The organism is Arcicella gelida (assembly GCF_034931025.1).
In the GTDB taxonomy this organism is placed as follows: Bacteria; Bacteroidota; Bacteroidia; order Cytophagales; family Spirosomataceae; genus Arcicella; species Arcicella gelida.
Window position 1 is genome coordinate 64,783 of sequence record NZ_JAYGIL010000013.1, and the last position, 15,270, is coordinate 80,052.

Consider the following 15,270-nt stretch of genomic DNA (forward strand, 5'->3'; position numbering starts at 1 on the left):
AAAACGTAAGCTAATGAGATATTGTTTCGTAATGGCTTAAAACTTAGTTAACGGTCATTTTTTCACCTAAAAGGTACAATTTCAGGTGCCGAAATATCAAAATCTTTTAGTCTTAAATTATAAGTATCATTAAATGAGGCATTCAAAACTTGAATATTTGGCAGGTTCGGGAAGTATGAGAATTTAATCTGGAAAGTATTAAAGGTTAAATTTTCATTCCTAAGACGTATCCCAATACCAATACTTGTATAGGGAGTTTGCTTGAACAAAAACTCATTTTTTGGATTTATAAATGCAAAATCTGTCTGAAAAAATGGGGCAATTCTGAATCCTACAAAATTCAATTTTGAAAAAAAGACTATCTGATAACCCAAACCCATTTTTTTCGTTCCCCAAAGTTTATCGCTATTTACATCTAATATTCCATTTTCACGATTAACATTGATGAACTCTCCAGTATAACGTTGTGTCCCAAAGGCATATCGTAAATTAACAAAATGCCTGATTTGTGTTCGCCTTCTAAAAGCATGAAGCGTACTGAAATAATTCGATTCAATACTCATTCCAGTTGTGCCATTTGAATAACCCCCAACATTTATTAATCCATACAAATAACCCGCTTTGCCTATGTACTCTCCTTTCGCAAGTTTTATACCTGCATACCAGCGGTGTCCAAAAGCATCTGAGTTTTCAGCACCTGTTACAAAAGTCGCTAAGTAACCGTAAGGAACGTCTTCCGTTAATCCGAAACCATAAATCAAAATATCACGTTTGTATTTTCTGTTTGAAAAACCTATTCCAATCAAATAATCTCGATGATTTCTAAAAAGTTGATTGGTATCAGCTGTTACTTCTGGGCGTTTATCGAACCTGATATCGCTAAATCTGAGTCCGACTACAAATCTGGAACGACTATCTTTTCCTTTGTTCAAAAAATTTATTTTAAAGGCACGAGCCAACCAAAAATCTATAAAATCTTTTTTGATAGGAAAAAAGAAATTAGTGCTATCGTTAAGACGATAGGTTGTGCCATCATAAGCCCTGAATTGTGTCCGCTCATTTTCATCTTTACTTACGACAAAACCTCCTGCCAATTTCATTTCTGGTGTAAGAAAAGGACGAAAAAGCCGAAAAGCATAATGACTAGAAGTTCTTTTCAGCTCTAATTCAGCCTGACCAGTCACAAATGTTCGACCGATATAAGGAATGGTATAAGTACTGGCATATTCTAAAGCAGGTTTTTCACGGGTATTCATGAAAAAAGTATTACTCCACGAATGTCCAAGTCCTCTAAAATTCACTTGTCGAACTCTGATTGAATAATTTTGTAAACCATTCGCTTCTCCATCAACAATAAAAGACCAAATATCTTGGGTAAGTACTAATAAATCTACCAAATTAGGATACTCTGGGTCGGGCAAAACCAAAATTCTGGCATCATGTAGAATAGCACTTTGCCGCATCAAACGCTCGTTATCTCTTAATCTATCAGCATCAACAATATCACCTACGTTAAATAATAGAAACGATTTTCGAATTACACTCTCCTGAGTATTCGCATGCAATGAACTCAAAAACTTTTCAAAACCTTCTGCAATTCTAGTGGTATCTGCAATACTTTCTCCGAATACTCTTAGGCGTTTTACATAGATTTTTCGGATTACTCTACCTTCATATTCGGTAAATGGATCGTCTTCAATTTTTACAATTTCTTGCCCTTGATTGTTGGTATTATAAACATCTTTGAACAAAGCATGATGGATTTCTCTGAGAATTTTATTTTTAGAAAACTTCTTTTTAAGATTCGTAAAAGTAACACTGTCCTTTTTAGATTTCATACTGACATCTAATGGAGTTGCTTTTACCTTTGGAGTTTCTGTCGTAATTGAGTCTAAATTTTGTGCAAATAGATTGATTGGAGTGATAAAAAGTAATATACACATGAAGAAAATAAACTTCATGAGCTGATTGACTGAATTTGAGTAAATTTGTCGAGTTTTATTCATTAATTTTAATTTCCCAAAACAAAAAATAATGCTTCAATTAACTAAACCACTTATTTTGGCATCTAACTCGCCACGTCGCCAACAGTTATTAAGAGAGGCTGGGTTTGAGTTTACTGTTAAAGTAAAAGATACCAACGAAGACTTTCCTAATACGATGCCCGCCATTGAAGTTCCTGCATTTTTAGCACTCAAAAAAGCTGAAGCTTTCAAAGAAGAACTTGATGATCAAATCATTCTTACTGCCGATACCATCGTGGTTGTGGAGAATGATATTCTAAATAAACCCAAAGATGCTATCGAAGCAAGCCTGATGCTTAAAAAATTATCGGGTCGTCAGCACCAAGTAATCACTGGCGTTTGCGTGATGACAAAGGAAGGTACGCAAAATTTCGTCGATATTGCCAATGTTTTCTTCCGTGAACTAACGAATCAAGAAATTGAATATTACATTAAAACCTGCAAGCCCTTCGATAAAGCTGGTGCTTACGGTGTTCAAGATTTTATAGGTATGGTAGGCATTCCACGCATGGAAGGTTCATATTTTACTGTGATGGGTTTGCCCGTTCACCGTGTTTATGATGCCCTTCAACCTTTCTTTAAAATTCAATAAAATACTGTTTATCAAACATTTAGTTTCTGGTTCTGTAAAATACTTCTTCTTTACATAACTAGAAGCTAAACGCTGATTTTTTCTGCTCTTTTCGGTCAAAATTCAACCAATAATACTATTAAACAATTAAATATTTCTACATTATACCTGTGTAGCACTCTACCAAAGTACTCGCTCCTTTCTAGTACCTTCGGGTTTCCATTGACCAACTTTTTATAAACATCATGAAAAAATCAACAATACTATTCGCTCTGCTTTGGGTGATTAGCCTCTGCTCTTTTGCACAGGTCGTCACTACAATACCAGCTTTACCAAATGGTGACCAAGAAATTACAATCATCTTCAATCTTAAACTTGCTAAAGATGCTCGTGCAAAAGCTTTATTAGGCAAAACATCCGACGTTTACTTATGGTCGGGTGCGGGTACTACCGAAACAGGCGATGCCTTTCAATATCAACCTGCTGGACAAAGCAATTTTGCCCAACCTTTTGAAAAAGGGAAAATGACTTCACTCGGCAATGACCAATGGAGTATCAAAATGAAACCTAGAGATTATTATGCTGTTCCAGTTTCTTCAACCATCAAAAGGCTTGGAGCATTGTTAAAAAGTGGCGATGGAACTGCCCAAACCGAAGACATTTTCATAACAATGTACGATAATAAGCTCAATGTGGCTTTTATTCAACCTCAAGAAAAAACATTTTTTGCCAACGCTGGCAGTACTATTCCCATTGTAGCGGTGGCATCTCAAAAAGCTAATTTAAACTTAACAGTAAATGGTAGCACTGTTTTAACAAGTATAAATAGTGATTCTTTGAAGTATTCACTGAATGTAGGAAATATCTCAGGAGCAATACAAACTGTAAAATTTACTGCCACAAGCCTAACCGAAACATCAACTACAGAATTTATTGTTACTGTGAAACCAACCCCAATTACAGAAGCCTTACCAGCGGGATTAAAAGATGGAATTAATTATATTTCAGACACGAAAGTTGCTTTAGTACTTTTTGCTCCGAAAAAAGATTTTGTTTACCTCATTGGTGATTTTAATCAATGGAAAAGTGATGCAAAATTTCTGATGAAACGTACTCCTGATGGCAATCGTTACTGGTTAGAAATTGATGGCTTAAACAAAGGGGAAGAATACGCTTATCAGTATTTAGTAAATGGTACTTTAGCCGTGGGCGACCCATATTCCGAAAAAATACTCGACCCTAATAATGACCAATACATTACAAGTAGTACTTATCCGAACCTGAAAAAACTTCCTGAAACGGTAAAAAGTATTGCTTCGGTTTTTCAGATTGGACAAACGCCTTATCCATGGAAAACGACTAATTTCAAACGTCCTTCACAAGATAATTTGGTGATTTACGAATTACATATTCGTGATTTTGATACTGATGGTTCTTACAAAAATGCTATCAATAGAATTCCTTATTTAAAAACATTGGGTATCAATTGTATCGAATTAATGCCAGTAACAGAATTTACTGGAAATGATTCTTGGGGCTATAATCCAATTTACTACTTCGCAGCCGATAAAGCTTATGGCACTAGAGAAGACCTCAAGAAATTCATTGATACTTGTCATGAAAATGGCATTGCAGTAGTATTAGACATTGTTTTCAACCAAGCGGATTATGAATTCCCTTATGTAAAAATGTATTGGGATGGCTCACAACCTTCTACTGATTCGCCTTTTTTCAATCAGCAAGCAAACCATCCATTTAGTGTTTTCTTCGATTTCAATCATGAAAGTATCAATACCAAAGCTTATGTAAATCGTGCGAATGAATTTTGGTTAAAAGAATATAATATTGATGGCTATCGAGTGGATTTAGCCAAAGGTTTTACCCAAAAAAGTTCTTCAAACGATAGTCAGTTTAGACTGTACGACCAAAGTAGAGTTGATATTTTGAAAGGCTATTATGATAATATCAGAAGCTTCGATAAAGATGCGTACTTCATCCTAGAATTATTTTCAGAAGATAAAGAAGAACAAACCTTTACAGATTTGGGAATGATGGTTTGGGCAAATCTTAACGGAGAATTCAGAAATGCTGTGAAAGGAAATGCCAGTGACTTCAGCAGGCTTTCATACAAAGCACATGGATTCAAAAATGCTGGAGCAATTGCTTATATGGAAAGTCACGATGAAGAAAGAATCGCTTTTGATGCCTTAAAAAACAGTAAAGCGATTTTTAGTGTGGCAACCGTAATGGAAAGAACAAAAGCCGCAGCAGCGATGTTTTTTGCGATTCCTGGACCAAAAATGATTTGGCAATTTGGAGAGTTGGGCTACGATGTGTCGATTGACCAAAATGGTAGAACGGGCAAAAAACCTATTCGTTGGGACTATAAAGACGATGCCGACCGCCTAAAACTTTATAAAGTATTTGCTGAATTGATTAAACTCAAAACAACGCAGGAAATATTTAAAACAAGTGATTTTCAGACTGACCTTACTTCGACGGTAAAAAGAATCACTTTAAATTCATCTTCACAGAAAATTATCTTGGTTGCCAATCTTGATTTAGAACAGAAAACAATCACAGATGTTTTTCAAAGTACGGGCAAATGGTATGATTTCTTTACTAATTCAGAAATCAATATAAGCGATACAAAAACTAAATATGTATTAGCACCGGGGCAATTTCATGTGTTGAGTAATGTAGCTTTAGCCAAACCAGAAGCCAATTTAGTCCCTTGGAAACTAGAAGAAGAAAGAATTTTGGCAAATGCAGAAGAACAAGAAGTGGGTATTAAAGTCTATCCAAATCCAAGTGAAGAAATCATTACGGTTGAAGTAAACACTCAACAAAAAGGAACGATTTTACTTAAAATCAATAATTTATTGGGGAAACCAGTTTATGAAAGTGAACAAAAAGACGCTGGTAAAATCTATCCTATCGACATCCGTCAACTTCCACAAGGAATTTATTTACTGAATGTCAGCCAAGGAGAAAAACAATTCACGAAGAAATTCATCAAAAAATAAACTGAAATTATGTCTTGAGCGTCTTTTAGATGCTCAAGACATACTTGAAGTATCTCACGAGATACTTTTTTGCGGTATTTTGCGGTAATTTATATCTCACGACATACTTGAAGTATCTCGTGAGATATTTTTTTGCGGTATTTTGCGGGATTTAGTATCAACCGATATACTTGAAGTATCTCGTGAGATACTTTTTTACGGTATTTTGCGGTTTTTAGTATCAACCGAAATAATCAAAGTAGGAAACAGTAATTTCTTGATTATTGATTGCCTTTCAGTAAGAAGTTCTGAATAATCGACAGTAAAATGTAAATTAGAATGATGACAGGAATTGCCACAAACTTCAAGAAAATAAGTAGAAAAATAGAAAGAATCAGGAATACATACTTCGTTTGATTTGCCTTCCATCCAAAATCCTTGAATTTCAAAGCAAACAGCGGTAACTCTGCTACCAACAAGTACGACATGATGATTGAATAGAAAATCAACACATTGTAATTGATAAAAAAATCTTTGTATTCAGGTTGATAAAAAGCGATAAGCGGTAAAGCTGCCACAACCATTCCATTCGCAGGTGTTGGCACGCCAATAAACGAATCACTTTGACGAGTATCAATATTAAATTTAGCCAAACGTACTGCTGAAAAAATAGCTAATCCAAAAGCAATATAAGGTTTATGAAAACCGAAAAGCCCAGTTGTACAATAACCAGTACAGCTACTTTCAATTAGATTCAACATCATAAAAGCAGGCAAAGCACCAAAAGTAACCATATCTGCTAATGAATCTAACTGTTTTCCAATAGGGGAAGAAACATTTAAAAGTCTGGCAACAAAGCCATCTAGCCAATCACACAGTAAAGCAATTCCAATTAAGTATGAAGCAGTTTGCAAGTCGCCATTGAAAACTTTTAAAATTCCAAAGCAACCGCAAAGCAAATTCGCAGAAGTAAGTAAGTTAGGAACGTGTTTTTTAATTTCAATCATTTTTGTGGTGAGGCAAGTGGTTTATAGTCGAACAAAAGGGTTATATACTTTTTCATAACCAATGGTTGTGGTTTCTCCATGTCCGGGATATATCACCATATCATCATCAAGTATATAAAGTTTGGTTTTGATACTTTTTTCTAAATCCTCAAAACTACACAAAGGGAAATCTGTTCTGCCGATACTTCCTTTAAAAAGTACATCGCCACTTACGCATATTTTTTCAGCTTTATTCAAAAAAGCAACATGACCTGGCGCATGACCTGGTACAAAAATCACGTCAAGCGTAGAATTACCAAAACTTATTACATCGCCTTCTTCAATAAAAACATCCACCGTTGAAGGTTCATAATTCGGGAAACCGTAGTATTCTGCTCGGCTTTCTGCATTGAATAAAATTGGTAAATCCTCTTTATGAAGATGTAACTTTACGCCATAAGTTCTTTTAATAAATTCATTGCCCAAAACATGGTCGATGTGGGCATGAGTATTCAGTAAATGAACTACTTTCAAACCTTGATCTTCAATATAATTTTTCAAAGCACTCCGTTCTTCATAGATATGACAACCCGGGTCGATAATTACACATTCTTTCGTTTCATCAAAAAGAATATAAGTATTTTCGCCAAAAGGATTAAATCTGAATGTTTGTACTTGAATCATGTTTTGTGGTCATTAATAATATTAAACTGTGTGCAAAGATGACGATAAATCCCCGAAATTTTTAGATTGACAATAAAAACATCGTAGGTTTTTTATGCAAATCTGGCTTTTGTTTTTTCCATTCTGCAATTGTTTTTGTTTGTATGAATTCATCAGAACCAGTTACATTACAAGCAATGCACAAAAAGGTACTTGAAGCCAGATTATTCAGTAAATCATCCAACAATTGATTATTTCTAAAAGGCGTTTCCATAAAAATTTGAGTCTGTCCTTTTCTTGAATCATTTTCTAACCCTTTGATTTTTTTACTCCTTTCTACTTTATCAATGGGCAAATAACCGTGAAAAACAAAAGACTGTCCAGAAAAACCAGAAGCCATCAAACCCAAAAGAATAGACGAAGGACCAACTAAAGGTACAACTTTCATTCCTAATTGATGGGCGGTCTGTACTGCTAAAGCTCCCGGGTCGGCTACGCCTGGGCAACCCGCTTCTGAAATAACACCGATAGATTTTCCTTGAGGGATTTCTTTGAAATACTGCTTTACTTTGGCAAGAGGAGTATCTTTGTCCAGTTCAAAAAAATGAAGTTGGTCTATTACTTTACCGACTTTTAACTCGCTGATAAAACGGCGAGTCGTGCGAATATTTTCAACAAAATAATAATCAGTTTCCTTGATTACTTCTTTGATTTGTGGAGAAAGTACTGATTCAGAAGTATCAGGAGCTAATTTGGAAGGAATTAAAAAAAGCATTTTTAAACGATTTGTTTGAGATTGTAATCCAGAAAAATTCTTAAAATATTTAAGCTTTCACAAATCGAGATAACACTTCGATGAATTCTTGAGGTTTATCAGCCTGTACCCAATGCCCTGCCCCTTCTATGCTTTCTAATTCATAATTCGGGAATAATTCCCAAATTTTACGTTCATCTTCTGGCTGAATATAATGAGATTCAGCCCCACGAATAAACAAAACAGGTTGAGAAACACTGTGTTCATTTTCAAGCTCATGCCCAACAACATCAATATTTTTAGTAATTACAGGCACGTTGATTCGCCAATCGAACTCATTATTTTTTTCAGGATTTCGCCAAAGATTCTTCAAAAGGAATTGACGAACGCCTTCACTTTCTTCGAATCTTTTTAAAATTTCGTTGGCTTCGGTTCTACTTTTTAGGTTTTTTAAATTTACTGCTGCCAATCCTTGTAAAATCATTGAATGATGAACAGGATAAAATTTAGGAGCAATATCAACCACCACCATTTTAGCAAAAGCATCTGGATAATTCATCGCAAATTGCATTACTACTTTTCCACCCATTGAATGCCCAACTAAAATAGGATTTTCAATAGCATTTTCATCAAGAAATTCTTTTAAATCGGCCGCCATTGCTTCGTAATTGAAGACTTCACTTCTTGGCGACTGACCATGATTTCGTTGGTCGAGCATATAAACAGTAAATTGCTCTGCAAGTACTTTACCGATAGTTAACCAATTATCCGACGAGCCAAAAATGCCGTGTAAAATGACAATACTCGAACCACTTTCTCCTGTTTTTCTACAATATAATTTCATTGAAAATTGTATAAATTAACCATTCTGTACTTCAAGAAGCTTTTCTCAAATTCAAGATGAATAATGTTATTACTAATGTTTATTTATCAAAAAATGTAATCTAATGAATAACTTTTTCAAAGTTCCCCTTTCTTTTTCAATATTACAAATAGCCTCAAAAGGCATATTCAAGCAAATTTATCTATTAAATACTCTTTTAAAAAAACTTTTATAGCGATATTTAGTTTACGGAAATCAAATATACTGGCAAGAGGTAAATCTTTAAAAAATACTAAACTTATAGAGTTATAAATAAGTTATTTTATAATTGAATCTTTCTTTTCCCAAAAAAGGCAAACAACTAAACTTTTCAAACAATAAATTGCACTATACCTACAAATCAAGTAATTAGGCTATTCTTGTTTACAGTTTCTTAATAAAGGTATATTGTTCTTGCTAAAAAAAAGTTGTTATTTTGCAAACAAATTCAACAATTCAAATTCTAACTAAATTCCAAATTTTCAACATGAAAAAATTCTTTACTACAAAGGTAATTTTCGGTTTGCTACTGATTTTTACAGCATTTTTTTCGAGTAATACTTTTGGTCAGGTAACAAGCTCACAGATTACGGGTATTGTTACAGACGACAAAGGTTCTGGACTTCCGGGTGCTACAGTTATTGCAGTTCACGTTCCTTCAGGTTCACGTTATGGAGTAATTACTAACGCAGCGGGTCGCTATACATTGGCAGCGGTTCGTGTTGGTGGTCCATATACAGTGAAAGCGTCATTTGTTGGTTTTAAAGACCAAGTACAAGAAGGTATAGTTGCCAACCTAGGAGCTGCATCAAATGTAAGTTTCAAATTAGCTGAAACTGAAAATGCACTTGCTGAGGTAACTGTAACAGGTAGTCGTTCTGACATTATGTCATCAAATCGTACTGGAGCAGCAGCTTCATTCGGAACAAATACTATCAACAGCCTTCCAACAATTGGTCGTACTATTAATGATATTACTAAATACAACGCCTACAGTAATGGTCGTTCTTTCGCTGGTCAAGATTCACGCTTCAACAACTTCACTATCGATGGTTCAGTTTTCAACAACGGGTTTGGTTTAGGTAGTTCAGCACAAGCGGGTGGTCGTACTGGTACAACTGCTGTTTCATTAGACGCTATCGAACAAGTACAAGTAAACATTGCTCCATTTGATGTTCGTCAGTCTGGTTTTGCAGGTGCTGGTATCAACGCAGTTACTCGTTCAGGAACAAACGAATTTACAGGTTCTGCATACCACATTTTCAGAAATAGTGATTTAGTTGGTAAAAAAGCAGATGGTCAAGATTTACCTCCTGTAAATATCAATGAAAAAACTTACGGTTTTCGTGTTGGTGGACCAATCATTAAGGACAAATTATTCTTCTTTGCTAATTATGAGCAATTCAAAAGTTCAAATCCAGCCTTAGACTGGGTTGCGAACAGAACTGGTGCTACTGGTAACGTCTCAAGAGTAACTTATTCTGATATTGAAGATTTGGGTAATTTTATGAGAACAAACTTCGGATATGAAATCGGTGCAATTGATGGTTTCAACAACGAAGTGAATAGTAAAAAAGGATTGTTGCGTTTAGATTATAACATTAATAACAATCATAAATTAAGCGTTCGTTATTCTCATCACGATTCTGAAACTGGTTCAATCATCAGTAACAGTAATAGTAGTAGTACAGCTGGTAATGGGAACCGTACTAACTCTTCTTTAGCTTTATCTCCACAAAATACAGGGTACAAAATTCAAGATAATACACGTTCAATCGTAGCAGAGTTAAGTTCAACTTTCAATAGTAAATTTGCCAATAGCTTTATTGCAACATACAACAAACAAATTGAAGACAGAGAACAAGTTTCTCTTTTCCCAACAATTGATATTTTAAATGGTAGCTCTACTTATACATCTTTAGGTATGGATCCATTTACGCCAAATAACAAATTAAATTATTCAACTTTAAATTTCACTGATAATTTAAGTTATTTCGCTGGCAAGCATACTTTTACTTTAGGTTTGAGTTATGAATACTTTACTTCAAACAACGTATTCTTTCCTTCATCAAACGGTGTTTGGGTATTTAACTCGATTGCTGACTTCAAAACAGCTGCTTTAGCTTACAAAGCAAATCCAGCATTGACAGTTTCTCCAGTTACAATCAACCGTTTCAACTATCGTTATTCATTATTACCTGACGGTGTAGAGCCTCTTCAAACTTTGAAAGTTTCTAATTATGCAGCTTATGTTCAAGATGAATTCCAAGTAAATGAAAGATTGAAAGTTACCGGTGGTCTTCGTTTCGATGTATTCAGTTATGACAATTCAACATCTGAAGCCTTCTATAACCCAATTGTTGGTGCTTTGACTTATAAGGATGAAAACAATGCTGATTTAAGAGTAAATACAGGAGCTTTCCCAAGTGCTAAAGTGTTAGTTTCTCCAAGAATTGGTTTTAACTACGATGTTAAAGGAGATAGATCTGTTCAAGTAAGAGGTGGTACAGGTTTCTTCGTATCTCGTATTCCACAAGTATTAGTTTCAAACCAATTGGGTAACAATGGTGTAAACACAGCAGTAATCAACCAAACTAATACAACAGCTTATCCATTCACATTGAATCCAACTGTTTACAAACCAACAACAACTGACATCTCTAAATTGCCTGCTTATGTTGTGAATGCTTCTACTGAAGATTTGAAAAACCCAGTAATTTGGAAATCAAATATCGCAGTAGATTACAAATTGCCATTTGGTTTAATCGGTACTTTAGAAGCTATCTACAACAAAAACATTAATGCTTTACGTTATATCGATGCTAATTTAAAGGGCGCTTCTACTAAATTTGAAGGTGCTGACCAACGTGGTCGTTTCCCTGCTTCTGGTTTATCTGGTGCTGCTGTAAACCCTGCTCGTTTTTACAATTCTGCTACAACTAACGTATTTGTGTTAACTAACACTAACAAAGGTGAATCTTATTCTTTTACTGCTAAAATCGAAAAACCAACAGTGAATGGTTTAGGTGGTATGTTGGGTTATACTTATGCAAAAGCAAAAGATATTCAATCTGTTGGTAGTACAGTACAAGCAAACATTGCTACAGTAGCTGGTCAAAATTATTTAACTACTGCACTTTCTGATAACGATTTACGCCACCGTTTTGTAGGTTATGTTAACTACCGTATCAATTATGGTGGTGAGTTCGGAGGTTCGACTATGTTTACTTTAGGGGCTGTTTCTAACAGTGGTTTCAGACAATCTTATGTATTTGGTAGTGATTTCAACGGAGACGGTCAAAACAATGACTTAATCTTTGTTCCTAACAAAGCTTCAGATTTGAACTTCATTCCTTTAACTGTTGGAACAGGTGCTACTGCAAAAACTTATACTGCTGCTGAACAGGCTACAGCATTTGATGCTTACATCGAAGGTAACCCATATTTGAAAACTCGTCGTGGACAATATGCAGAACGTAACGGTGGTTATTCTCCTTGGTTAACTCGTTTTGACTTTACAGTTGAACAAGATTTCTTTGTTCAAACATCAGCTAAAGGAAAGAGAAACACAATCCGTTTACGTGCTGATATCTTAAACATTGGTAACTTATTAAACAACGCTTGGGGAGTTGGTAATGTATCAACAAGTGGTAACCCATTAAACGTAACAATCAGCTCTGCGGGTGTTCCTTCTTATAGAATTGGTACACAAGTTATCAAAGATGCTGCTGGTGCAAACCAAACAATTTTATTACGTGATTCTTATGTAAAAAGTATTACAGTTGATAACGTTTGGCAAATGCAATTGGGTATCCGTTATATCTTCAACTAATTATTATTGCAGATACAACATCCACAAAAAAACTCAGAGAAATTTCTCTGAGTTTTTTTGTTTTCAATCAATATTGCTTTGTGGAAAGTAATACTAAAGTACAGGCTTCTTCTACAATTATTCCTGCCGTTTTCGCTTTCTCTTCAAATACTTCATTTTCTGTTCCGGGATTAAAAATTATTCTTCTTGGTTTTAATCCTAATAAATAATCATATATATCAGACTGATGATTAGGACCTATGTACATGGTAATCGTGTCTATATTTTCAAAATCTGGATGACTCGTATTGATTGCTTTTCCTTCAATCTCGCCTACTCTTTTCCCTAATAATTCTACTTCATGTCCATTGGCTAATAGCATTTTAGCGGCTTTAAATGAATATCTTTCTGTATTTGTTGATGCCCCAACTACTAATGTTTTCATGTTTGTATGATTTTACCAATAATTTATTTTATTTTTAAACATTTTTCAGGAGGCTTTTAGTTCTTCCGAAAATTCAAGACCATTTTTATAATACTTATATGCACATTCCTGATACTTATGATGAATTTAGCCATTTTTGGGCTAATCATCAACAGGAGGCTATTTTGGCGTACACAAGTCAGAAAGACTCTTTTATCGTGGGTTTATTGCCTGAACAATCAGTAGCAATGCCAGCAATTCAATTATTTTACATTTTAGAAAAACGTTTCGGACAAACAGCTTTGTACCAAGCTTTAAATCCAGACTTTACTGTTCCAAGTCCTGTTGCTTATCAAAAAGATACATCTTGGATTAAAACGGTCAATATGGTCGGTATTAATGTTCGTACCATTAGTAGTTTTTTTAATGTTGTAAAATATTCTCTTACTTTACCTGCATCGCAATCTTCCATACATTTACTTCCTATTTGGGAATGTGGCGTCGTGGCTAGTTTGTACGGAATGGCAAGTTGGAATATTAATCCTGAATTTTACGATGAAGAATTAGCAAGAGCTTTCTCACATCTGAATACCGTAGAAAAACAGTTAAAAGTGGTCTGTAATCTTTTACACTTAACAGGCAAAACGGTAGGAATGGATGTAATTCCGCATACGGATAGATATTCTGAAATAGCATTAGCTAATCCTCATTTTTTTGAATGGTTGCAAAGAAAAGAATTTGAAATCATTAATCATGATGCCAATTTACATGAAAAAGTTCAAGAACTTATTCTGGTCTTTCTTCAACAGTTTGGAGCGGTCGTTGACATAGAATATCCAAAAGAACCTGAAGTATTTTTTAATAACCAGTTATTTCCAGAAGAAAAAAGGCTACAAGTACTATTTGGCGAAAAAAGTAATTTGTGGGGTAGAAATAAAAAAAGAAATCAATTAATCAGCTTTTTATTTAATGAAGGCTACGAGCCTGTACCTGCTACGATGGCTCCGCCTTATAGAGGACTTGAAGTTGATAAACGTGAAGAAGCCAAAACGATTGATGAAGACGGCAGAGTATGGAGAGATTATACCATTTCGCAACCAGAAGCAATGTCAAGAGTTTTTGGACCTTTGGCAAGATTCAAATTATATGAAAGTTTAGACAATAACCAACACTGGGAAATTGATTTTTCAATTCCAAGAAAAGAAGTTTGGGAATATACGGCAGCAAAATATTTGGGTTTCGCCCAACAGTATAATTTTGATTTCATGCGTGGTGATATGTCGCATGTTCAGCTTAGAAAAGAAGGTACTCCAGCCAATCCAGATGAATTTTATGACATCCATAAATATATCAAAGGAATAATTTGTCAAACAATACCTACTTTTTCGTATTTTGCAGAGAGTTTCTTGGCTCCGCCCAATACAATGGCTTATGGCGTTGAAGAAGAACACCTTGAAGGTTCTGACGCCGATAGTACTTTGGGCGATTTACAATCAATGATATTGGGTTCTGAAACATTTGTTTCGGCATTTGCCCGTTATCATTCATTATTAAAAACATGTACTTTTGCACCCAACTTTACCATTATTACAGCCGATAAAGACGACCCAAGATTTGATGAGTTTTTCTTGAGAGGAAATGAAATTAGAATGTTCATGGGATTATTTTTGAGTGATATGCCTTCATATATGAGCTTAGGCTTTGAACAAAGAGACGTCCACTTAAGTCCCGCTCCAAATGAACACTATACTAAATTGTATGTCTTTCAACTTACTGAAGGACCAAAAGCGACGCATTCAAAATATCAATGGGGAAAAAATGGTGAATTATTCAAAGGTTTGACTACCTTGAGGAAAATCTCGGAGGAAATTTGCCCTGCCATAGCAAATCAAAATACTCTGTGGCTTGTTCCGCCAGATTTCTCTGGAAAAAATAAAGTAATAGCATGGACTCAAAGCGAACATCCATTGTATCTATTTATAGTAAACTTGGATACAGAGCAAGAAAGTGAAGAAATTTCATTTAAAAATATCGTAGAAGCTAAACATTTAGAGCATATTTTTACTTCTAATAAAAAAATGAACATCGTTTGTAGTAGTGAGAATATTCAAATTAATTTATTAGAAAAAGGAGAATATAGTATTTACCGTTATCAATTTTAAAGTAATGA

10 protein-coding genes are annotated in these 15,270 nt (G+C 34.7%); 4 read left to right on the forward strand and 6 right to left on the reverse strand.

The genetic code is table 11. From position 1 onward, the window contains the following. Positions 1-62 precede the first annotated feature (62 nt). Positions 63-1,961, reverse strand: coding sequence for a hypothetical protein (locus VB776_RS12210; RefSeq protein ID WP_323329993.1), 1,899 nt, complete (start codon positions 1,959-1,961; stop codon positions 63-65). A 73-nt stretch (positions 1,962-2,034) separates the two neighbouring features. Here VB776_RS12210 and VB776_RS12215 point away from each other — a divergent pair, with 73 nt between their 5' ends. Together VB776_RS12215 and VB776_RS12220 are read left to right on the forward strand one after the other, a co-directional pair. Then, the gene (locus VB776_RS12215; protein WP_323329996.1) at positions 2,035-2,616 is read left to right on the forward strand and encodes a Maf family protein; all 582 of its coding nucleotides are present in this window, start codon (positions 2,035-2,037) and stop codon (positions 2,614-2,616) included. A 224-nt stretch (positions 2,617-2,840) separates the two neighbouring features. Beyond that, positions 2,841-5,621 carry an alpha-amylase family glycosyl hydrolase gene (locus tag VB776_RS12220; RefSeq protein ID WP_323329998.1) on the forward strand — a complete coding sequence of 927 codons (2,781 nt, stop codon included), beginning with the start codon at positions 2,841-2,843 and terminating at the stop codon, positions 5,619-5,621. Between the two features lie 260 nt (positions 5,622-5,881). On the opposite strand, the gene VB776_RS12225 is transcribed toward VB776_RS12220, so the two are convergent. The 4 genes from VB776_RS12225 to VB776_RS12240 form a co-directional block, all read right to left on the reverse strand. Continuing rightward, positions 5,882-6,607, reverse strand: a complete 726-nt coding sequence (locus VB776_RS12225) for a CDP-alcohol phosphatidyltransferase family protein (protein ID WP_323330000.1) — start codon at positions 6,605-6,607, stop codon at positions 5,882-5,884. A 21-nt stretch (positions 6,608-6,628) separates the two neighbouring features. Continuing rightward, a complete protein-coding gene (locus VB776_RS12230) occupies positions 6,629-7,270 on the reverse strand; it encodes an MBL fold metallo-hydrolase (protein ID WP_323330002.1) in 642 nt (213 codons plus the stop codon). A gap of 61 nt (positions 7,271-7,331) precedes the next feature. Continuing rightward, positions 7,332-8,024: an SAM-dependent methyltransferase gene (locus tag VB776_RS12235; protein ID WP_323330004.1), complete on the reverse strand. Its 693-nt coding sequence runs from the start codon at positions 8,022-8,024 to the stop codon at positions 7,332-7,334. 49 nt (positions 8,025-8,073) lie between these two features. After that, a complete protein-coding gene (locus VB776_RS12240) occupies positions 8,074-8,847 on the reverse strand; it encodes an alpha/beta fold hydrolase (protein ID WP_323330006.1) in 774 nt (257 codons plus the stop codon). Positions 8,848-9,352: 505 nt separating this feature from the next. On the opposite strand from VB776_RS12240, the gene VB776_RS12245 reads away from it, so the two are divergent. Then, positions 9,353-12,697, forward strand: coding sequence for a TonB-dependent receptor (locus tag VB776_RS12245; protein ID WP_323330008.1), 3,345 nt, complete (start codon positions 9,353-9,355; stop codon positions 12,695-12,697). 67 nt (positions 12,698-12,764) lie between these two features. On the opposite strand, the gene VB776_RS12250 is transcribed toward VB776_RS12245, so the two are convergent. Continuing rightward, positions 12,765-13,121, reverse strand: coding sequence for a CoA-binding protein (locus VB776_RS12250; RefSeq protein ID WP_323330010.1), 357 nt, complete (start codon positions 13,119-13,121; stop codon positions 12,765-12,767). A gap of 98 nt (positions 13,122-13,219) precedes the next feature. Here VB776_RS12250 and VB776_RS12255 point away from each other — a divergent pair, with 98 nt between their 5' ends. Then, complete coding sequence (locus VB776_RS12255) at positions 13,220-15,262, forward strand: hypothetical protein (protein WP_323330012.1); 2,043 nt, start codon at positions 13,220-13,222, stop codon at positions 15,260-15,262. Positions 15,263-15,270 lie beyond the last annotated feature (8 nt).